This is a genomic window from Muribaculum intestinale (assembly GCF_002201515.1).
GTDB classification, from domain to species: Bacteria; Bacteroidota; Bacteroidia; order Bacteroidales; family Muribaculaceae; genus Muribaculum; species Muribaculum intestinale.
The window spans coordinates 2,712,423-2,735,151 of sequence record NZ_CP021421.1 but is presented as its reverse complement, the minus strand read 5'-3'; the positions used below and the strand labels follow the sequence as shown (position 1 = coordinate 2,735,151).

The 22,729-nt window shown below is 47.0% G+C and carries 19 protein-coding genes; 12 read left to right on the top strand and 7 right to left on the bottom strand.

Annotation, left to right across the window (positions count from 1 at the left end; all coding sequences use genetic code 11):
* Positions 1 to 11 precede the first annotated feature (11 nt).
* The 3 genes from ADH68_RS11160 to ftsH all read left to right on the top strand — a co-directional run bounded on the left by ADH68_RS11160 (position 12) and on the right by ftsH (position 3,900).
* A complete protein-coding gene (locus ADH68_RS11160; protein WP_068960745.1) occupies positions 12 to 1,265 on the top strand; it encodes an ABC transporter permease in 1,254 nt (417 codons plus the stop codon).
* Positions 1,266 to 1,418: 153 nt separating this feature from the next.
* Complete coding sequence (gene rsfS, locus ADH68_RS11155) at positions 1,419 to 1,778, top strand: ribosome silencing factor (protein ID WP_068960746.1); 360 nt, start codon at positions 1,419 to 1,421, stop codon at positions 1,776 to 1,778.
* A 52-nt stretch (positions 1,779 to 1,830) separates the two neighbouring features.
* Positions 1,831 to 3,900, top strand: coding sequence for an ATP-dependent zinc metalloprotease FtsH (gene ftsH, locus ADH68_RS11150; protein WP_068960747.1), 2,070 nt, complete (start codon positions 1,831 to 1,833; stop codon positions 3,898 to 3,900).
* A 79-nt stretch (positions 3,901 to 3,979) separates the two neighbouring features.
* Here the strand turns inward: ftsH and ADH68_RS11145 are convergent, their stop codons facing one another.
* From ADH68_RS11145 to ADH68_RS11130, 4 genes are read right to left on the bottom strand one after another with little or no spacing between them, the layout of a single operon-like run.
* On the bottom strand, positions 3,980 to 4,867 hold the full coding sequence (locus ADH68_RS11145) for a C40 family peptidase (protein ID WP_084274019.1): 888 nt from the start codon (positions 4,865 to 4,867) through the stop codon (positions 3,980 to 3,982).
* Positions 4,864 to 5,394 carry a GNAT family N-acetyltransferase gene (locus ADH68_RS11140; protein ID WP_068960749.1) on the bottom strand — a complete coding sequence of 177 codons (531 nt, stop codon included), beginning with the start codon at positions 5,392 to 5,394 and terminating at the stop codon, positions 4,864 to 4,866. The genes ADH68_RS11145 and ADH68_RS11140 overlap by 4 nt, the downstream gene beginning before the upstream one ends.
* Positions 5,395 to 5,430: 36 nt before the next feature.
* A complete protein-coding gene (recR, locus tag ADH68_RS11135; RefSeq protein WP_068962045.1) occupies positions 5,431 to 6,057 on the bottom strand; it encodes a recombination mediator RecR in 627 nt (208 codons plus the stop codon).
* A 2-nt stretch (positions 6,058 to 6,059) separates the two neighbouring features.
* Positions 6,060 to 6,842: a nitroreductase family protein gene (locus tag ADH68_RS11130; protein ID WP_068960750.1), complete on the bottom strand. Its 783-nt coding sequence runs from the start codon at positions 6,840 to 6,842 to the stop codon at positions 6,060 to 6,062.
* A 503-nt stretch (positions 6,843 to 7,345) separates the two neighbouring features.
* Here ADH68_RS11130 and ADH68_RS11125 point away from each other — a divergent pair.
* The 4 genes from ADH68_RS11125 to ahpF all read left to right on the top strand — a co-directional run bounded on the left by ADH68_RS11125 (position 7,346) and on the right by ahpF (position 13,214).
* Positions 7,346 to 9,892, top strand: coding sequence for an adenosylcobalamin-dependent ribonucleoside-diphosphate reductase (locus ADH68_RS11125; RefSeq protein WP_068960751.1), 2,547 nt, complete (start codon positions 7,346 to 7,348; stop codon positions 9,890 to 9,892).
* Positions 9,893 to 9,989: 97 nt separating this feature from the next.
* A complete protein-coding gene (locus tag ADH68_RS11120; protein ID WP_068960752.1) occupies positions 9,990 to 10,364 on the top strand; it encodes a RidA family protein in 375 nt (124 codons plus the stop codon).
* 311 nt (positions 10,365 to 10,675) lie between these two features.
* Positions 10,676 to 11,242 carry an alkyl hydroperoxide reductase subunit C gene (gene ahpC, locus ADH68_RS11115; RefSeq protein WP_068960753.1) on the top strand — a complete coding sequence of 189 codons (567 nt, stop codon included), beginning with the start codon at positions 10,676 to 10,678 and terminating at the stop codon, positions 11,240 to 11,242.
* A 412-nt stretch (positions 11,243 to 11,654) separates the two neighbouring features.
* Positions 11,655 to 13,214 (top strand): alkyl hydroperoxide reductase subunit F, encoded by a 1,560-nt coding sequence (gene ahpF / locus ADH68_RS11110; RefSeq protein WP_068960754.1) that lies wholly within the window; start codon positions 11,655 to 11,657, stop codon positions 13,212 to 13,214.
* Positions 13,215 to 13,292: 78 nt separating this feature from the next.
* On the opposite strand, the gene rfbC is transcribed toward ahpF, so the two are convergent.
* On the bottom strand, positions 13,293 to 13,841 hold the full coding sequence (gene rfbC / locus ADH68_RS11105) for a dTDP-4-dehydrorhamnose 3,5-epimerase (protein ID WP_068960755.1): 549 nt from the start codon (positions 13,839 to 13,841) through the stop codon (positions 13,293 to 13,295).
* A gap of 100 nt (positions 13,842 to 13,941) precedes the next feature.
* The gene (locus ADH68_RS11100) at positions 13,942 to 14,316 is read right to left on the bottom strand and encodes a hypothetical protein (protein WP_107033563.1); all 375 of its coding nucleotides are present in this window, start codon (positions 14,314 to 14,316) and stop codon (positions 13,942 to 13,944) included.
* A 243-nt stretch (positions 14,317 to 14,559) separates the two neighbouring features.
* On the opposite strand from ADH68_RS11100, the gene ADH68_RS11095 reads away from it, so the two are divergent.
* Entirely contained in the window at positions 14,560 to 15,267 is a 708-nt protein-coding gene (locus ADH68_RS11095) for an SIMPL domain-containing protein (RefSeq protein WP_394364975.1), read from the top strand.
* Positions 15,268 to 15,445: 178 nt separating this feature from the next.
* Here ADH68_RS11095 and ADH68_RS11090 read toward each other — a convergent pair whose 3' ends face one another.
* Entirely contained in the window at positions 15,446 to 16,630 is a 1,185-nt protein-coding gene (locus ADH68_RS11090) for a dienelactone hydrolase family protein (RefSeq protein ID WP_232321508.1), read from the bottom strand.
* A gap of 487 nt (positions 16,631 to 17,117) precedes the next feature.
* Here ADH68_RS11090 and ADH68_RS11085 point away from each other — a divergent pair, with 487 nt between their 5' ends.
* The 4 genes from ADH68_RS11085 (at position 17,118) to ADH68_RS11070 (ending at position 22,721) form a co-directional block, all read left to right on the top strand.
* Entirely contained in the window at positions 17,118 to 18,995 is a 1,878-nt protein-coding gene (locus ADH68_RS11085; RefSeq protein ID WP_068960757.1) for a LysM peptidoglycan-binding domain-containing protein, read from the top strand.
* A 38-nt stretch (positions 18,996 to 19,033) separates the two neighbouring features.
* The gene (locus tag ADH68_RS11080) at positions 19,034 to 19,708 is read left to right on the top strand and encodes a porin family protein (protein WP_068962048.1); all 675 of its coding nucleotides are present in this window, start codon (positions 19,034 to 19,036) and stop codon (positions 19,706 to 19,708) included.
* 131 nt (positions 19,709 to 19,839) lie between these two features.
* On the top strand, positions 19,840 to 21,276 hold the full coding sequence (locus ADH68_RS11075) for a 4Fe-4S binding protein (RefSeq protein WP_235606675.1): 1,437 nt from the start codon (positions 19,840 to 19,842) through the stop codon (positions 21,274 to 21,276).
* Positions 21,277 to 21,305: 29 nt separating this feature from the next.
* Positions 21,306 to 22,721: an aldo/keto reductase gene (locus tag ADH68_RS11070; protein ID WP_068960759.1), complete on the top strand. Its 1,416-nt coding sequence runs from the start codon at positions 21,306 to 21,308 to the stop codon at positions 22,719 to 22,721.
* Positions 22,722 to 22,729: the final 8 nt, after the last annotated feature.

The window sequence follows — 22,729 nt, the reverse complement described above, 5'->3', positions numbered from 1 at the left end:
TATGCCGCGCCATGACATATGAACGCCTGATAGCCTCACGCATGCGTCTCTCCGGATATGGAGGCGGCACAGCGACAAGCATCATTATGGCCATTTCCGGCATAGCGCTGGCAATGGCCATAATGATGGCTGCTTTATGTATCGTGACCGGATTCAAGCACGAAATCCGCAGAAAAATCATGGGCTTTGACGCACATGTATCAATACTTGCAGCATCTGATGCCACTTATATTCCCGAGGACTCAAAGACCACCTCGGTACTGACATTTTCCCCACAGCTACATGACATTATCGACGGCACCGGGATATTCCACGATGCGGAACTCGTGATGGAACACCCTGCGGTGATAAAGACCGATTCCGACTTCGAAGGCATTGTACTGCGCGGACTTACTCCGGGCCCAGGAACAGATTTCATAAAGGAATCAATAATCGACGGCAGTTGGCCGGCCGACTCATTTGAGAACTCAATCGTAATATCACGGATTACTTCTGAAAAGCTACGTCTTAACCGTGGAGACCGGGTCTTTACGTATTTCTTTACCGACGAAGGAATACGTACAAGACGTCCACAGATAGCCGCCATATACGATACACACTTCTCGGATTACGACAAAATATATGCATACTCCCCTATTAAATTCATCCAGGGAGTAAACGGTCTTGATACTCTTCAGGGTAATCGCATAGACCTTTACATGAATGATACTGACAACATTGACGAAGGCGCACTACAGCTACAGGAAGCTATGATGCGTGAAGCCTGGGCAGGACGCCTCGACGGAATGTATCGCATATCGGCTGTAACATCGACAGGCATGATGTATTTCAACTGGCTTGCATTGCTTGACACAAATGTAATCGTGATACTGCTGCTGATGGGACTGGTATCCGGATTCACACTTGTATCATCATTATTCATAATAATACTGGAACGAGTGCGCATGATTGGCATTCTAAAAGCGCTTGGAGCATCCAATAAGTCAGTGACACACATATTCTCTCTTCTTGGCCGGCGTCTTGTGACATACGGCATGATTATCGGAAATGCAATCGGACTTGGTCTCATGCTTTTGCAACAGCATTTCCATATTGTTCCGCTTGATCCCGATGCCTATTATCTTGATTTCGTACCGGTAGAAATCAACCTTTGGCAAATAATCGCACTTAATGTCGGCGTATTTGCAATCGCATGGTGTGTGCTTCTAATTCCTGGACGCCTTATTGCTTCTGTCAGCCCGGCCAAATCAATGCGCTATGAGTAGGATTTAACCGACTCGAATTAAAAATTTCACATTACGCCCAACATCTTTCCGACATTTTTGGTTTAACTGTTGTTATATATGTAAGTTTGCTGCAAAGTCAGAAATTTGTTTTATCTTTGTGTTAAAATTAACGATTCTTCCAATAGACATAAGATGACTCACAAATCAGAAATTATAAAATTAATAATCGAGGGAATCCAGGAGCGCAAAGGCAAAAAAATAGCCGTTGTTGATCTCAGCCACATAGAGGGTTCTGCCGCCAATACATTCATTATCTGCCAAGGCTCCTCACCTACTCAAGTCGATGCAATTGCCGACAGTGTGCGGGAATACGTGCAGGAACATTGCGGAGCTAAGCCTTACAACTACGACGGATATCAGAACTCGCAGTGGATTGTCATTGACTACGGAGACGTGTTTGTCCATATCTTCCTACCCGACGTCCGGGAACATTATAATCTCGAGGAATTATGGAGCGACGCCCCAATCACAGAAATTCCGGATTTAGACTGACTCCGGACTTGAATTTACACAAAATCTCTCTTGTACTTCAATATATAAATAAATGGACAAGAAACCTAAGAACCGGACAATTAAGTTCAGTATGTACTGGATGTATGCCGTAATCATACTGTTCTTGGCAGCCCTGTACTATTTTGACGACAATTCGATAACGAAAGAGGTAAGCTACTCCAACTTCGAAAAATACGTTACAGAAGGTGGTGTAGAACGTATTGTCGTATTTACTAACAAAAATCAAGCCGAGGCATATCTGACCGACTCGCTGGCATCGAAAATTTTCCATCCGAGCCAGTTCACCCAAGGCACAGGTCAGGAAGCCAAAATCCTCACCGACATACCAAGCGCCGACAAGTTGCAGGACAAAATCGACGAGTGGAAAAATAACGGAACATTTACCGGAGACGTGAAGTTTGAGAAAGCCACCGACTTCTCCGGAATGATCTGGACGATTGGTCCGATGGTACTGCTAATAGTTTTCTGGCTGTTCATGCTCAAGCGCATGTCAGGAAAAGATGGCGGCGCCGGTGGCGGTGTATTCTCCGTAGGCAAATCCAAAGCCAAAATATTTGACAAGGATGGCCCTATACAGGTGACATTCAAGGATGTCGCAGGCCTGTCTGAGGCAAAGACCGAAATTGAGGAGATTGTCGAGTTTCTGAAGAATCCACAGCGCTACACCGACCTTGGAGGTAAAATTCCAAAGGGAGCGCTTCTTGTAGGCCCTCCCGGAACCGGAAAGACTCTTCTCGCCAAAGCTGTAGCCGGCGAGGCCAATGTACCGTTTTTCTCAATGTCGGGAAGCGATTTCGTAGAAATGTTTGTCGGAGTAGGAGCATCGCGCGTACGCGATCTTTTCCGACAGGCCAAAGAAAAGGCTCCTTGCATAGTATTTATCGATGAGATTGATGCCGTAGGACGGGCTCGCGGACGTAATCCGAACATGGGCGCCAACGATGAGCGTGAGAACACACTCAACCAGTTGCTTACTGAGATGGATGGATTCGGCTCCAACTCCGGAGTCATAATCCTCGCCGCCACCAACCGCGCCGATATTCTTGACAAGGCTCTGATGCGCGCCGGCCGCTTTGACCGACAGATATATGTTGACCTTCCCGACTTGAATGACCGCGTGGCAATATTCAACGTCCACCTTCGCAACATTCGCACCGACGACTCCCTTGATGTCGAGACTCTCGCCCGCCAGACTCCCGGATTCTCCGGCGCCGACATTGCAAATGTATGCAACGAAGCTGCCCTTATTGCAGCCCGACATAATAAGAAATCCGTCACAAAACAAGATTTCAACGATGCTGTCGACCGCATAATCGGAGGCTTGGAGAAACGCTCCAAGATTACGACCGACGAGGAGAAGCAGTCTATAGCAATACATGAAGCCGGACATGCAACCATTTCATGGCATCTGCGATATGCGTCACCGCTTATCAAAGTGACAATCGTGCCGAGAGGCAAAGCACTCGGAGCAGCATGGTACATGCCCGAAGAGCGCCAGATTACCCCGGCCGAGGCTCTTCTCGACGAGATGTGCTCTACGCTGGGCGGACGTGCCGCAGAAGAGCTCTTCATAGGGCACATATCCACCGGTGCCGCAAACGACCTTGAACGCGTCACCAAACTTGCTTACGCAATGGTGGCCTACTATGGCATGAGCGACAGATTGCCCAACCTGTGTTACTACGACTCCACAGGACAAGAGTATGGGTTCTCCAAACCATACAGCGAGGAACGCGCCAAAGATATCGACGCCGAAGTATCGCGTATCATCAACGAGCAGTATGAGCGTGCAAAAGAGATTCTTCGCAAGCACTCGGATGGACATCACAGACTCGCCCGGACTCTTATCCAGCGTGAGGTAATCTTCACTGAAGATGTCGAACAAATTTTCGGGAAACGCCCATGGGTGTCGCGCACGGACGAGATTTTTGCCGCACGGCAGATTGAGCAGAAACAAGACGACAAAGATGCCGATAGCAAATCTGACAACGACACACCTGCGGAGCATAAGCAGGAAGACACATCCGACACACAGCAGTCCTGCCGCCATTCTCCGGAATCAGACACCGCCCCCACTCCTCCACCGATTCCTAAGAAATAAGCAGAATATCTTAAATGACGAAAGCCGCGACATGATGTCGCGGCTTTCGTCATTTAAGAGCTCTCATATCCGAATCGGCTCAAATGATTACACGCCGAATCGACACAACCTTTGCCCATTGGACTGCCGACAGCCTGACCCGGCCAGCCGACTCAATCATCATATCGTTGCCTGCATATAAAGCCACATGATTGATTCGACCGGTTTTCTCAGATGCAAAGAAAAGAAGATCACCGTCGGCCACATCTTCAGGCTGTATCTCTATGCCGGCAAGAGCCTGTTGGGAAGCATCGCGGGGAAGCATGATACCCTCCGACAGATACGCCAGACGTGTAAGCCCTGAACAATCCATCCCCTTGGCCGTGACCCCTCCCCATAAATACGGGATACCAATAAGCGACCGAGCGGTATCAAGCACACGTTCGGCAAACGCCACATTACGTTCCCATCTGTCAACGGCAACGCAAATTGACGATGGAATAATTGCACGCCGCCCGTCAGGGAGCATAACGTCGGTATTAATACTGTCACATGATACTCCTATAAGTATATCACCCTGCACTATATCGGAGACAGCTACTCCAGTAGAATCATATGCCATATACGGCAACACATTAGTAGCTATGACGCGTGGAGCCTCATTCCAGTACGCAATACTGTCCGACGGCACAAAAGTAAGAGAATTGTCAATAACATATCCCCGATAGCCGTCAGGAAGTTCAACATAGCTCCAGCCATCAGGCAACCGTTCCAGCACGGCAATAGGCCACCCCATCAGAGCCTGTGTCGACATTTCCGCGCCATGGCGCGGTTCGGTGCGCACATGCGCTGCTGATATGTGCGGGATAGCCCATTCCGTCGGCCAATTCTCTCTCTGTCGCCCGATATCCAGGGCCATTGCGACTGTACGACCGGACATGCCCAAAGTCACAGCTATTGTAGCGATTAGAGCAAAAGGAAACCTCATGACTCAAACAAACGCTGAAAAGCATACGCATCTACATAACTGCGGTCGCGACGAAGCCATGAACGCAAGCGACCGCAGATGTCGAATCCAGCATCCTTGAACAACGACTGGCTGCGCAAATTATCAATCGGGATAATCGCCCAAAGCTGATGCATCCCGATAAATCGTCCGGCATAGTCTATCCCAAGTTCAAGCATCCTTCTGCCATACCCTTTCCCTTGCCACTCACGATCTATCAGCACACCTACCCCGGCCCTACGGTTATGTGGATCAAAATCATAGAAATCAAGAGTGCCGACAGGAGTGCCACTTGCAAGATCCATCGCTACAAGCCGAAGTTGACGGGCTATGTATATGTCCGGCTGATAATTCTCAATATAGTCCCACAGACGCTTGCGTGAATATGGCGCCAGCGTACACCCAAGTTCCCACAGGGATGTGTCATTTTCCCATGAGGTAAGTACATCCAAATCGGTAGGCTCGATAGCGCGAAGCGCAACTACACCGTCATTCAGCAATTGTGCCATAGTTCTTTAAGTTTAGTGACTGTTAGAATTTATTTCTTATCTTTTCGCAAACGAATCAGCAAACAAGGTTCTGTTCACAAGCGAACGACCAAGAGTGACCTCATCGGTATATTCAATCTCATTGCCTACAGATACGCCTCGCGCCAGTTGCGTGATTTTTACCGGAATAGAACCGAGTTGCCGGAATATGTAAAAGTTGGTGGTCTCCCCTTCCATCGTAGCACTCAAGGCCAGGATTACCTCGGAAATACACCCACCTTTCACACGTTCGACGAGCGAACGTATCTGCAAAGCGTCAGGCCCGACACCATCCATCGGCGAAATCAAGCCACCAAGCACATGGTACAACCCGCGATACTGTCCGGTACGTTCGAAGCTCATCACATCCTTAACGCTCTCAACCACACAAATGACTGAAGTATCGCGTGTAACATCCGAACAGATCGGACATAATGGCTGCTCCGATATATTATGGCAGCATGTGCAATAAGATATCCCACGTCTCAGGTCAATTATAGATTGGCCCAGTTCGACTCCGGTCTGTTCATCCTGCCGAAGAAGGTGCAACGCAAGACGCAAAGCTGTCTTACGTCCGACACCTGGCAACCGTGACAATTGGGATACTGCATTCTCAAGCAAAACTGACGAGAATTCCTGTTCCATCATTACTCATCCCGCTTTATCGGGTCAGCCTTAAAAAGAACCTTATCAAGATAATTATTGAGCACGGCGGAGAATTCTTCATTCATACCACGCGGATATCTGACTTCGGCATACACCTGCGCGAGTGTGTTCTTGCCATTCTCACGTACAAAGCCTATATTTTCAGGCAATGCTTCTTTCTCCGCATATAACTCGCGGATATCGTCACCGGAATAATCATGATAAAGTCCATCATGTATAATACCCTTTACCGGCAGACGATCGGAAATCACCGTAGATGCAGCAGGATATCCCACCGTAAGAGTAATAAGAGGTATCACCCGATCGGGAAGGCAAAGGACTTCAGAAATCAAAGGTGCATTAAACAGTGTTGTGCCAAGATAACAACATCCCAGGCCATGCATTTCTGCGAGAGTGTTAAACTGCTGGGCAAACATCGAACAGTCAAGCACACCATACATAAGAGCCTGCATATTATCAAATCCGGCTTCAGCATCATTAATACTGCACCATTTGCAGAAACGATTTATGTCCACACAGAATGTCAGCACCACTCCGGCTCCCGATGTCACTTGCGGCTGATTGAAGTGTGCAGGAGAAATAGCCTCACGCTCCTGCCGAGTACTCGATACAATTACAGAATAAAGCTGCATGTTTCCGGTAGTAGGAGCATGGGATGCAAGTTCGATTAGATTTATCAAAAGATTCCGGTCAATCTCTTTATCTGTATATGCACGCACTGTTGCACGCGTTGCGAAATATGTGTCAATTGCGGTCAAGTCCATTATTGTAAAAGTTTATGCGAATATAGCGATATCTTCTGAGAATCGGAAATAACAGCCACAACTTTTTTTAAGACGCATATTCCTTTCACACGATAATGAGTACATGTGTATTGGCCAATGCATCATCGCTTGTCAACATTCGTTGATTAGAGATGTCGACAAGCGATTTTATCAACACGAATTACCAAAATCAGCAACATCGCCGCACTGAGTAAATAGATAATCATTTATAATACAGCATATTATATTTTTATTTTGGAAAACTTATCAACACCACGCATTTTTTCCATGAAACTTTTTGGACAAGACGCAAATAATGCTGAATTTTGCACGGTAATTCTTAGATGACCTTTTTCATTAATCGGTACTACCTCAAAAACACAAAAAGAAGTCGCTTGTCACAAACCAACGGCTTCCTTTTTTCGTATGGATACACACACCATGTATCCGCAAGCTGTACAAACCCGACAAATCAAAAAACATCCAACTAATATACCTTAATTGTGGACGAAAAAAAGACATATTCATTTGACGAAGCTCAAGACGCTACGTTGAAATACTTCAACGGTGACGAGCTTGCAGCACGCGTTTGGGTAACAAAGTATGCTCTAAAAGATTCATTCGGCAACATCTACGAGAAAACTCCGGCCGACATGCATCATCGCATCGCTAAAGAACTCGCACGCATCGAAAGCCACTACCCTAATCCGATGAGCCACGAAGAGCTGTTCGGACTTCTTGACCAGTTCCGTTATCTCGTGCCCCAAGGAAGCCCGATGACCGGTATTGGCAATGAATATCAGGTAGCATCGCTCAGCAACTGCTTTGTAATCGGACTCGATGGCGAATCGGACAGCTACGGCGGAATCCTTAGAATCGATGAAGAACAGGTACAGCTCATGAAACGCCGCGGAGGGGTCGGCCACGATTTAAGCCACCTCCGCCCTAAAGGAACCCCTGTCAAGAACTCCGCATTGACATCGACCGGCCTTGTACCATTCATGGAACGATACTCCAACTCAACCAGAGAAGTCGCACAGGACGGTCGTCGCGGAGCGCTGATGATGTCGGTAAGCATAAAGCATCCCGACAGTGAGGCTTTCATCGACGCAAAGATGACCGAAGGTAAAGTCACCGGCGCCAACGTCAGTGTACGCATCGACGACGACTTCATGCGTGCGGCCACTGAAGGCACCGCTTATACCCAGCAATTCCCTGTCACCTCAGAGCACCCGGATGTGACAAAAGATATCGACGCATCGGCTCTATGGCACAAAATTGTCCACAATGCCTGGCAGTCAGCAGAGCCCGGAGTATTATTCTGGGATACGATTACCCGCGAGTCCGTACCCGACTGTTATGCCGACCTCGGATTTCGAACCATATCCACGAATCCATGTGGCGAAATTCCGTTATGCCCCTATGACAGTTGCCGTCTTCTTGCCATAAATCTCTACAGCTATGTCAAAAATCCGTTTACTCCAAAGGCTGAATTTGACTTCGATTTATTCCGCAGTCACGTAGCCAAGGCCCAAAGGGTAATGGATGACATTATCGACCTTGAGACAGAGAAAATCGACAAGATTCTTGCAAAAATAAACTCCGACCCCGAAAATGAAGAGGTAAAGGGCACTGAACGCCATCTTTGGGAGAAAATACGCTCCAAGACACTCAAAGGCCGCCGTACAGGCGTAGGCACTACCGCTGAAGGTGACATGCTCGCGGCCCTCGGACTGCGTTACGGCACCACAGAAGCCACTGATTTTTCAGAAAAGGTACACCGCACACTGGCACTTGCCGCATATCGTTCGTCAGTCGAACTTGCCAAAGAGCGAGGAGCATTCGAGGTATACGATACAAGCCGTGAAGCATGCAATCCATACATACAGCGTCTGGCAGAGGCTGATCCCGAACTTTATAACGAGATGAAGAAGTACGGCCGGCGCAATATCGCCTGCCTGACCATCGCCCCCACCGGCACAACATCACTGATGACACGCACCACATCAGGAATAGAGCCGGTATTCCTGCCTGTATACAAGCGCCGACGCAAAGTGAATCCCAACGATCCGGAGGTACATGTTGACTACATCGACGATGTAGGTGATGCATTTGAAGAATACATTGTGTACCATCCTAAATTTATAGAGTGGATGGAGACCAATGGCATTGAGCGCCGCGACAACTATACACAGGAGGAACTCGACGCGCTGGTTGAAAAGTCGCCATATTTCCGCGCCACAGCCAATGATGTAGACTGGCTTGAGAAGGTGCGCATGCAAGGCCGTGTGCAGAAATGGGTAGACCATTCCATTTCTGTAACCATCAATCTGCCCGCCGACGTCACCGAGGAGCTGGTAGGCAAGCTATACGTCGAGGCATGGCGTGCAGGGTGCAAAGGATGCACAGTATACCGCGACGGGTCACGTTCAGGCGTGCTCGTGTCTATCTCAAAAAAGACCGCTGCTCCGGAAGTATCGCCGATGGTCACCAACGCTCCTCATGTAGCCAAACGCCCGGTAGAACTTGATGCCGATGTAATCCGGTTCCAGAATAACAAAGAGAAATGGATTGCATTCGTTGGTCTTGTCGACGGACGTCCTTACGAGATATTTACCGGTCTTGCCGATGACGAAGACGGAATATTCTGCCCTAAAAGCGTGACGAAAGGCAAAATAATAAAGGCTGTAGACGACCACGGCAACAAACGCTATGACTTCCGGTTTATTAATAAACGCGGATATAAGACAACAATCGAAGGATTGAGCGACAAGTTCAACCCGGAGTATTGGAACTACGCCAAGCTCATCTCCGGAGTACTGCGCTACGGCATGCCTATCGACCAGGTGCTTAAACTTGTCGGCGGACTCGAACTTGACAGCCAGTCGATCAACACCTGGAAAATGGGTGTGGAGCGTGCGCTCAAAAAATATCTTCCCAACGGCACAAAAGCCAGCGGACAGAAATGCCCCAACTGCGGAAACGAGACACTCATATATCAGGAGGGATGCCTCATATGCACATCATGCGGCACATCAAAATGCGGATGACACCCGCTCATCAACACCATTAAGAGCATGTTTTAAAACTGATGCATGTTAAAAGAGTTCTTCAAACTTCTTTTAACATGCGCTAAAATTCAACAATATGAAAAAAGTCATCTCTACAACATCAGCACCGGGAGCCATCGGCCCCTACAGCCAGGCTATCGAGAAAGGCAACATGATATTCGCGTCCGGACAGATTCCCATCAATCCGGCCACAGGAGAAATTCCCGAAGGGATTACCGCACAGACACGACAGTCGCTCGCCAACGTCTCTGCCATCCTTGAGGCTGCCGGCCTGACTCTATCCGATGTCGTCAAGACTACCGTGTTTCTTGCCGACATGGGCGACTTCGCCGCTATGAATGAAGTATATGCCGAAGCCTTTACAGCTCCCTATCCGGCCCGCTCAGCAGTCGCGGTAAAAACACTGCCTAAAAATGTACTTGTTGAAATCGAAGTGCTTGCTATCCGTTGATTCAACCGCACAATAGATTGAATCAACATCATAATTAATGTACCGGTCGCCCTTCCCGAATAATTCGGGAAGGGCGACGTCTGTAATCATCCCCATAATTTAACCAAATTTTTTTCAACCATCCATATAATATACCCTTATACATTTGGCATACAGTTCCATTACAGTCAGACCGCAATATATCTTATTTGACATCTGTTAAACCCGCCTTTAATTAATCTTAATCATTCCATAAGACATGAACATGCCGGGCAAAACGCACGTTTATCAAGCGAATCAAATTAATAATTACATTAACAACCTGACATTTTATGGAATCAATTATCAACACTCATATCCCTGAATTCAAAGTTCAGGCATATCACAACGGAGAGTTCAAAACTATCACAGACAAGGATGTGCTCGGCAAATGGGCAGTATTCTTCTTCTATCCGGCCGACTTTACATTTGTATGCCCTACCGAGCTGGAGGATATGGCCGAGAAATACGACAAGTTTAAAGAATTGGGCGTAGAAGTCTACTCTGTAAGTACCGACTCTCATTTCGTACATAAAGCATGGCATGACGCCTCCGACAGTATTAAAAAAATCCAATATCCTATGCTTGCCGACCCCACCGGCATTCTTAGCCGCGCGTTCGGAGTGATGATTGAGGAGGACGGGATGGCATATCGAGGCACATTTGTAAGCAACCCCGAAGGCATGATTAAACTCGTAGAAATACAGGACAACAGCATCGGGCGTAACGCAGAAGAACTGCTCAGACGTGTGGAGGCCGCACAGTTTGTTGCCACACACGATGGCGAGGTATGCCCGGCCAAATGGAAACAGGGACAGGCGACACTTAAACCGAATATCGACCTGGTAGGCAAAATCTAAAAATAACCCTAAGCAATCCCGGTTAATAAAATTTAGCCGGGATTTTTAGAGCTTGTTTAATAATAAATGTTACCGTCAGGGCGGTCAGTCGGCGAGCAGGTTTTCGCTTGTGATGAGGGAGTTATGGGGTTCCATAACGACCGAAGAACGGGCGGAAAGATGCCGGCGAATGACCGAAGGGAGGTAATTTGTTTCATATCGTTGATATATTTTTGCATTTATCTTACAAGCAGGCAAGAGATTGTATAGGTTATTAAGTTATCTTTTGTCTCGTATATCTTGGCCGCTTTTCGCCCTGTTTCTCAGTCATGTACATAAAGTACAATCCTTCGACACATGTCGAAAATCGACTCAAGCTATACGACCCTGGCGGCAACATTTATTATTAAACAAGCTCTTAATAATTGATATTATGCTTGACAAAGATATTATCGAACAACTGAAATCGATATTTGGAAATCTGAAATCAGATATCGTTTTCCTACTACAGCAATCAGACAATGCGGCTCAGTCATCAGAGATGAAATCATTTCTTGACGATGTAGCCTCTACATCCCCGCATCTCTCCGTTGTTGAGTCAAACGACAAAGCCGAAGCGCCAACATTTGAGATTGTAAAAAACGGACAACCGACAGGCGTGAAGTTCTGTGGAATTCCGAATGGCCACGAATTCACCACACTGTTGCTTGCGATACTGAATTCCGACGGTCAGGGCAAAAACCTCCCGGATGAGACACTTGCCTCCCGTATTAAAGTTCTGAAAGGCCCGATTGACTTACAGACATTTGTCTCCCTCACGTGCACCAACTGTCCGGATGTAGCCCAAGCATTGAATATCATTGCCATACTGAATCCAAGCGTTCAGAATACAGTAATAGACGGAGCTGTAGTACCGGAACTCGTACAGCCACTTAACATCCAGTCAGTACCAAGTGTATACGCCGACGGCAAGCCATTCAGCGTAGGACGCTCTTCGCTTGGAGACCTGCTTGAAAAGCTCGAATCTGTATACGGTTTCTCCGACAACACCGCATTGCAACCTGTTACACGTGAATATGATGTAATCATACTTGGAGGAGGTCCGGCCGGCGCTGCGGCGGCAGTCTATTGTGCAAGGAAAGGATTCAATACCGCAGTAATCGCCAAAAGCGTTGGCGGACAGGTACGCGAGACCATGGATATCGAGAACCTCATCTCAGTTCCGAAGACAACCGGCCCACAGCTTGCCGCCGACCTCAAGACTCATCTCTCGCAATACGCCATTGATATATTTGAAGACCGCAATGTCGACTCGGCTGACGTGACCGGGAGCGAGAAGACTCTTGTTTGCGGAAATGAGACTTTCAAAGGGAAAGCCTTGATTATCGCCACAGGAGCAGGATGGAGAAAATTGTCAATCCCCGGCGAATCGGAACATATCGGACACGGGGTGGCATTCTGTACCCACTGCGACGGTCCATTCTATGCAGGCAAGCGTGTGGCTGTTATCGGAGGTGGCAACTCCGGCATAGAAGCCGCCATAGATCTTGCCGCGATGTGTCCGCATGTAGATGTATTCGAGTTTCTTGACACATTGAAAGCCGACGGAGTACTCCAGAGCAAGTCTGCCGATATGAACAATATTGATATCCATGTATCATCACAAGTGACCGAAATAATCGGTGATGGAAAGAACGTATCCGGAATAAAAGTCAAAGACAGAGTATCCGGTGCAGAGACAGTATATCCGGTGTCGGGAGTATTCGTTCAGATCGGGCTCGTGCCAAACAGCTCTCTGTTTAAAGACAGTATTGCAATTACCAGATCCGGCGAAATCATCGTGGATGAGCGGTGCAGGACTTCTGTCAATGGCGTCTATGCCGCAGGAGATGTTACAACCGTGCCATACAAACAGATTGTTGTCGCCATGGGCGAAGGCGCCAAAGCCGCGCTATCTGTATTCGAAGACTCCATGCGCGGTATGCTTGGATAATGTTATACATCGAAAAAAGATACTGATGCAGATGTTTTTTCCATTTGCATCAGTATCTTTTATATATCCTTTAGCCAATCAGAATGGGGAGTCAAAATCGCATAGCAACGGATGATGCATATCTTTTTCAGACAAAATGGCCTGCGAAGGGTCTATCCGCCAGTTTATGCCCAGCGAATCGTCTGCAATTGAAATCCCGCCATCGGCCTGAGGGGCATAATAATTGTCACACTTGTATTGAAATATCGCTACATCCGACAACACGGCAAAGCCATGTGCAAAGCCGCGCGGGACAAAGAGCTGACGGTGATTGTCTGCGGTAAGTTCCACTGCCACATGCTTTCCGTAGGTCGCAGACCCTTTCCGTAGATCTACAGCGACATCAAGCACAGAGCCTACCACACATCTCACAAGTTTTGCCTGAGTAAACGGTGGCCGCTGGAAATGAAGCCCTCGCATCACTCCGCGCATAGACATGGACTCATTGTCCTGAACGAAATCAACCGGACCTACAGCATTTTCAAATTCGCGGCGGGAGAAACTTTCGAAGAAATATCCACGGGCATCTTTAAATATCCGCGGTTCTATTATGACCACTCCATCGATGGGCGTCTTGATAAATTCCATGATTCAGAGCTCGTTTAATGATAAATGTATGCTTTTTGATTTTCACCCACAAAGATAAGCATCACTGCATACATTTCAAAAGACACCGACCTATTTGCAATCAAAAAGCCGACGCCGAAAGCATCTGATGAGCGGCAAGCACAGATACGAGAGTCGCAAACTGCTGCATGGCCTCATGGGCTGAAGTATCGACCAGTTGCTCCGGGCCAAGTGTATTCAGCTTGGCATAGCATTCAGCCGCCAAATCGAACTTCTCCTGATTGCTCTCGACAAAATCGACAAGAGATGACCAGGCCTGGGCTTTTATATGTTCCTGAGCAGGCACATTTATTTCCTCAATACAAGCGATTAGCTTGCTTACATCTTCTGTGCCAACTTCCTGCGCCGGCTTTTCAAGAATCTGCTTTACATCCGAACCGCATGAAGTCACAATCAACCCCATAGCCATTACCAGCAGCAAAAATAATTTTTTCATCTTTAAAGAATTTCTTAATTTTACAGATGAAACACCGTCAGTATAATCTTAGTTTAAGATAAGACTGATTTTATAGCAAAAAACTTTTTGATGCTGACGGTATAAGAGTTTTTTTCATAACAAATATGCGAACCTGAAATTAACTTTTGTTATAAAACTCAATATAAACTTTAGCACAGCCCATTTGTCATATTAAATAAAGTAAACAAAACGATATATTCACAACTAAAACATTCTAAACAAATGAAAATTCTGACACGAATTCTGCCCGCACTATTGATTGCAGCCGGCATCCTTTTCCTCGGAGTGTTTATCAAAAGTGGCATCGACAATTTCGCCTATCGCGACCGAGTGGTAGCCGTACGTGGCCTTGCCGAAAAAGAAGTTATGGCCAACAAGGTCACATGGCCTATAGTGTGCAAAGAGGTGGGCAACGATCTTACTTCAATATACGATAAGATTACTTCAAACACAGCCAAAATCAGCAAATTTCTGACTGACAACGGCATCTCAGCCGACGAAATACTTGTACAACCGCCCCAGATTCTGGACCTCCAGGCCGAACGATACGGTTCCAACGACCGGCCGTTCCGCTACAATGTAACATCTGTAGTTGTTGTTACATCTCCCAACGTTGAAAAAGTCAACAAACTCATTTCACGTCAGACCGAACTGCTTAAGCAGGGCATTGCCATAACAGCCGGTGACTATGAATACCGTACAATCTATGAATATACAGCTCTTAACGACATCAAACCCGGTATGATAGCAGAGGCTACAGCCAATGCCAGAGAAGCTGCCGATAAATTCGCGGCAGACTCAAAGAGCCGGCTCGGCAAAATCAAGACAGCCTCACAAGGGCAGTTTGACATATCTGACCGCGACCCCTATACTCCCTACCTCAAAAAAGTACGTGTAGTATCCACCATTGTATTCTATCTTGAGGATTAAGAAGCTGTTTAAATCTCATATTACTTTGCTTTTGAGAGACTTGTCGGAATCTTTTCGCTTATTCTCCGGTCATGTAGCTACGGCTACACACCCTCATCACAAGCAAAAATCCATCTGACAATCCTTCTCAAAATCGGTATCATATAAATTCAAACAGTTTCTAAGAGATTGTCGCCCCTTACAGATTAGAGTTAAAGAACTCCAACAGACGACTCTGCACCGCCTTACCGCACGAATGAGGGATATCCCATAGTTCAGTGGTAAGGCGGTGTCCTGCATTCTGGCTGTCCCACACTTTGTGCATCTCGGAATAAGCATCCTCGACACCGTCAATCGGGAATAGATGGTCCTGACGTCCATTGATAAAAAGCATGGCCCGCGGACACGCTATCGAAGCAATATGAGGATAATCAAGATACTGCCTTAACCCGGGGATACAGTTGGCAAATCCGCCATACTCTCGCTTTCGATCCTTGACCGACATCTGCACATCAGTAGTCACCATCCAGCTCACCGACGCACCGGCTTTTATGCGGTCGCTCAATGCTGAAAGCATCCAGCTGCGATAGCCTCCCATCGAACATCCTGCACAACCTATACGCTCCGAATCGACCTCAGGAAACGTCGCAAGCAAATCCGTACATGCTATGTCGTCGTAGGTCATAAACGCACTCAGGCTGCGTCCGAGCATCATCATATTCCCTGCAATAATATCATACTTCGACCGATCAACGCCCTCTTCGCGCCCACGGTCACCCCACATAGGAGCGTCGGCCGAGAATACCACATAACCATTGCGGGCGAGAAAATCACCGAAGTACTGCCCACCATAAAGCCGGTCGGCCCACTCGTCGGCATCGGCCACAACTACCGAATCTTCACCAAAAGGCCTGATCATTTTCTCCTTGCCGATAAACAGATGTCCGCCATGGTCATGAAGCAAATTCACAGCCGGATGAGGCCCATCTCCGTCAGGGACAAGGAGATATGCTGTAATGCGTGAATATGCATTGACATTAAAACGTATTTTGCGGGCCTCATATCCCTCCCTACGCTCCGTAGCGACAATTTCCACTTCTGCCGAAGCTCTTTTAGGTGGCGTCATCATGCATTCCAAGACCTTCTCCCGAGCCATCATGCGCCAACTTTCAAAATCTTTTTCATCAGAGTTTCCCCATGCCATAGGATAAGTAAGTTCCTTCTTTAAATCCTCGACATATTTAGGCATATCAAATGTAAACTCATATTCACCACGTTTCTGCAACGGCTTCTTTGCCAGTAGCTCATTATCACCACCAAAAACAATAGACCACCCTATCATAGCTATTACAGCCATACGCAGTATATATTTTCTTTCTATCATATTATATGGAAATTATTTGGAGTACTAAATTCTAATCCTTTAACGACTACATTGCAACTCATATTATCCCGATGGAAAGCCACAAAACAACTACATAAAATCATTGTGCAACATAATTAACAAGAACAATGGAAATTATTTCAAAATAATGCAAATTTAATTATCTTTGCAATCGTTACAATAATTTTATATCACAATTTTTTCATTTCATTCATTGCATGAAAAAATATTTTCACTGACATGAAATTCAACAATCGTTCGGTCATTGACACCCCACATCAGGTAATGATTACATCTCGCCTACAAGATAATAGCCCCGAAGTATGCGCTTTGTGGCTATTATCTTGTTATCTGCTCTGCATACAGTTCCGATCATGGATAATTCACATTATTTATAAGGGGCGGCAATGATATGAGATAAAAAATGCTTAACTTTGCCATAATAATATTGGCTCTCCTACCATTCACATACCCAACCATTTGCAGAATGAACTACCACAACTTCCGCAACAGGATTGTTCTTACCGCCGCCGTACTTGGCGCTACATTTAATGCAACCGCACTCGACCTGCCCACACGCATGGTCAATGGAAATGTATGCTATTACTATGAGGTACAGCCCAAAGAGACTGTATATAGCCTCGCTCGACGTTTCGGATTCACCAAGGCTCAGATTATACATTACAACCCATCGGTAGCCGACGGACTCCGTGCAGGTCAGACACTTTATTTCCCAAAAGATGAGGTAGATGCTCTCCCGTCAACTCCTAAACATCAGTCGAAGCAATCGACTCCGGAAAACAATGTCACATCACCTGCAAACACAACCGTCTCATGCCATCTTGTAAAAAAAGGAGAGACCATATATGGCATCAGCCGACAGTATGACATCTCGGAAGCCGATCTGATTGCCGCCAATCCTCGGCTGGAGACTGTCGGTCTAAAATATGGTACCGTTCTTACCATCCCGACTAAAGAGCCACAGCCTACATATGAATATACTCCGAAAAGCCTGTCAACCCCGGCCTCTACCTCTGTATATTCAACGCCGAAATCGGAATATTCCGTTACAGCCGATGCCACCGAGCCCAAAAACACAACAACGACAGCCTCGACTTACGAGTCACCTGTCTTCACTACAGCAAGTACCACCACTGTTTATGTTGAAAACATAGCATCAGGCGACACCATTGAATCAAAAAATTCCTATGGAAACAACATGTCGGCACCCCAGGTAGAGGATCCGACATTACTAACCCCCTCGGAAGCCACTATGCCCGATATCGAATCACAGCCTGACACACTGCGCATGACAGTCATGCTACCGTTCATGCTGTCGGCACAACAGCCCGACAAGCAGGCCCAGCTTTACACGGAATTCTACCGTGGGCTCCTGCTTGCGGCCGATTCACTGCGCAATCACGGCAATCCGCTCATAATATCGGCGTATGATACTGCCGCAAGTATTGATACGGTAAATTCGATACTCTCTCACCCGGAAGTTGCCAAGTCAACCGTGATTATCGCGCCCGATGACGACCTGCAATTAGGACGCATCGCATCATTCGCCTCAGAAAACGGTACAAAAGTGTTCAATGCCTTTGCAGTGAAGAGCACACTTTACCATAACAACGCAGCCATGATGCAGGCCAATATCCCCCACTCCGATATGTATGATACCGCTGTGGCCGGAATCCTGAAAGAATATCCCGACTATACACTGGCAATGCTTGTACCCCAGGAAGGCGGAAAAACCGATAAAGCCGAATTTCAAAGTCGCCTACGTTCGAAAGCAATGGCCGATGGCCGAAAAATAGTTGAGGTAACCTACTCCGGCATGCTGCGCCAGGCTGATCTGGAGAAACTCACTGCCAATGAAAAATACATTTTCATACCACCATCCGGCACCCAGACTGAATTCTCGCGCATCATCAGCACTTTGAAAGCATACAAAGAGAGTCTTAATGACTACAATGCCGCACGTTTGTTCGGCTACCCCGAGTGGATAACATTCCGTGGCGATGCCCTTGAGAACATGCGCTTCATGAACACGACCATATATTCACGGTTCTACAACGACGAAAGTTCTCTGCGCACAAAAGATTTGACCGCAGAATATTCACGCTGGTACGGAACCCCCATGATGAATGCGATTCCGGTACAAGGCATTCTCGGATTTGATGCCGGCATGTATCTTATCCGTTCGTTAAACAACTCAGAGCCTTTCCCCGGCACTATGCCATACAGCGGTATTCAAAGTGATTTCCGGTTTGCCTCCGACGGCAGTAATGCAGGGGCCGTAAACAAAGCGCTATATCTTGTCAACTTCAGGCCTTCCGGCATAACAGAGAAAATCAGTCTATAATGGCAGGACTTATCAGCAGAATACACCGATTGCGCTATATGACAATGCTTGCAACTTCAATGATAGCATTGTCATCTGGTTCAGCATCGGCACAGGCTCATTACAACTCGAAATTCTCTATTGGAGGGCATGCCGGGGTGACCATGTCTAAAATGTCCTTTACTCCAAGCGTAAAGGAATCTATGGTCATGGGCCAGATGGTAGGATTGCAACTGCGTTATTGGGAAGAGCGGAATTTCGGTCTTATTGTAGAAATAAATTACGAACAACGCGGTTGGAAAGAAGATTTCGAGGAATATCCCTTCTCTTTCGAGCGCAAACTCAATTATATTCAGATTCCACTTCTTACCAATATCTTTTTCGGAGGGCGCCATGTAAATGGATTCTTTAATCTTGGCCCGGAATTCGGATATATGATTGGCACAAGCTATTCATCGAATTTCGATGTCCATAACATATCAAATATACCCGACTTCCCGCCAAATAGAGAAACCGACCAACTATGGATGGAGCCTACAAAAAAATTCGATTACGGCATCTCGGCCGGTGCCGGTATTGAATTCATCATAAAACGTCGCCACCGCATACATCTCGAAGGTCGTTACTACTTCGGCATAGGCAACATATTCCCCGACGAGCGCAAGGACACTTTCTCTGCATCACGAGGCACATCTATAATGGTCACATTAGGCTACTCCTACCGGATTAAATAGCAATCCTCTCTTGCCATAACAGACAGGACCACCTCATCACATCGGATTTACATTATCACACTTAATCTTGCATGCTGGCTAAATATCTCAAGACTATAAGAATACTTCTGGCTGTAGTTGTTTTTACAGCCATGGCATTACTATTCCTTGATGTCACCGGAATAGCGGCAACATATTGGGGATTTCTTGCAAAATGGCAGTTTGTTCCGGCTATACTATCGCTTAACATAATAGTAATCATAGGTCTAGTGGCTGCAACTCTGCTTTTCGGACGCATATATTGCTCGGTGTTATGTCCGTTGGGAATAATGCAGGACGGAATAGCCTGCATACGCCAGATTATAAGACCTCGAAGACGATACTCATATTCTACTCCGCTTACATGGTTACGAATTGCGATGCTCGTGATATTCCTGAGTCTTATCATACTCGGGATGGCTTCAATTGCGGCATTCATAGAGCCATACAGCGAGTTTGGACGAATTATGTCGTCGATTTTCAAACCTTTATATGTAGCGGCAAACAATATCATCGCCGCCAATGAACCGGCTGACAGCTACATGTTCTACCACGTCGACTATACAGTGGCTATTCCTGTAGTGATTGTTGCATCAATCACCCTGCTGACCGTAGGAACTCTTGCATGGTATGGAGGACGCACATATTGCAATACCATATGCCCGGTGGGAACCATCCTTGGGTATCTGTCACGTTTTTCATGGATGCGCCCGATGATTGACCATTCAAAATGCATAGGCTGTGGTGCATGTAGCCGCAAATGCAAGGCATCGTGCATTGATGCGAAAAAAGGAGAGATTGACTATACCCGCTGCGTGGCATGCATGAACTGCCTTGATTCATGTAGTAAAAAAGCTATTGTTTATGCCCCGCGCACATTGCATCCAACGCATGAATATGCAGCGACATCAGAACCTGACAGCAAGCGCCGCGACTTTCTTACCGCCGGACTGATTCTCGCAGGAACTGTTGCCATTAAAGCTCAGGAAAAAAGTGTTGACGGCGGACTTGCGCCAATTGCCGCCGACAAACTGAAGCCCAGCCGTCGTGTAAGGATAACTCCTCCCGGCTCAATAAGCCACAAGAACTTCACTACTCGATGCACGGCATGCCAGCTCTGTATTACCAACTGTCCCAATGGAGTTCTTCGCCCATCGACCGACATGACTCATTTCATGCAGCCGGAAATAAGTTATGAGCACGGCTACTGTCGCCCCGAATGCAATGTATGCAGCAATGTATGTCCGGCAGGAGCAATTATTCCAATACAAAAGGAAGAACGCACAGCCATACAGACAGGTCATGCGGTATGGCTGTCTGAGCGGTGTATCGCAGCGACTGAAGGAGTGCATTGCGGCAATTGTGCAAGACATTGCCCTACAGGAGCGATAGCCATGATACCTGTTGATGCGGACGCACCCAATGGAGTAAAGATTCCTGCCATAGATACCGAGCGCTGTGTCGGATGCGGCGCTTGCGAGAATCTCTGCCCGGTACGCCCGTTCAGTGCCATTTATGTAGAAGGCCATGAGGTACATCGTAATATCTAACCGTTACCTGTTATTTTCAAAACACATCGATGAATAAAGGGACCGACAACAATATATCACGCCGCACATTTCTGAGGACACTTGGCATGGGAGCCGCATCTACCGCATTGTTATCCTGTCACAGAAATGTCTCAGACCGCATTGGGCTAAACGATAACGCAGAGTCATCCACATCATTCAGAGCCGCCAACGGCCCGATGACTATGCGCATTAATCCATCGACCGGTGACTCTGTAAGCATACTCGGATATGGCTTCATGCGTCTGCCTGAGATTACCGATGCATCAGGAGAAAAAATTATTGACCAGGAACAAGTAGACAGGCTTGTCGACCATGCCATGAAGCATGGCATAAACTATTATGACACATCGCCTGTATACTGCAAAGGGAATAGCGAACACTCCCTTGGAATTGCTCTCAGCCGCTACCCGCGCGACAGTTATTTCATAGCCACAAAGATGTCGAATTTCGCGCCAAAAACATGGCCGCGCGAAGAATCGATTAAGATGTATAGAAATTCCCTGAAAGAACTCCGTACCGACTACATCGACTACATGCTGCTCCATGCCATTGGCCAAGGTGGTATGGAAGCCTGGGAAAACAGATACATAAATAACGGAATACTTGACTTCCTTATCGGAGAACGTTCGGCCGGAAAAATAAAAAATCTCGGCTTCTCATATCACGGTGAAATCGAGGTGTTCGACCACCTGCTTAAAATGCACGACGACGAGATTGTCAAATGGGATTTTGCACAGATACAGCTCAACTACCTCGATTGGAAACATGCCAAACAGTTGAATACGCGAAACACGGATGCCGAATATCTTTATAACGAACTTCATCGCAGAGGCATACCTGCCGTAATAATGGAACCGTTGCTCGGAGGGCGCCTTGCGTCTGTCAACGACCATGTAATGGCTGAATTCAAACGCCGCCGTCCCGATGACAGTGTCGCCTCCTGGGCATTCCGTTTTGCCGGAACGCCGGAAGGAGTGTTGACAGTATTGAGCGGCATGACATACATGGAACATTTACAAGACAATCTGCTCACATACTCACCGCTTGAGTCATGCACAACCGACGAGCTGGACATGCTTAATCAAGCGGCCGACTATCTCGTAAAGTTTCCGACAGTACCCTGCACATCATGCCAATACTGTATGCCATGCCCCTATGGCATCGACATTCCTTCAATTTTCTCTCATTACAACAAATGTGTCAATGAAGGCAGAGTACCGACATCTTCGTCCGACCCTGAATATAATCGCTTACGGCGGGCTTTTCTGATTGGATACGACCGAGCTGTCCCACGTCTGCGTCAGGCAAACCATTGTATAGGTTGCCGCGAATGCGTAAAGCATTGTCCACAGGCTATCAATATCCCCGGTAAAATGCAGGAAATCGACCAATACGTCGAGCAACTCAAACAAGATACATTATAGCAAATATC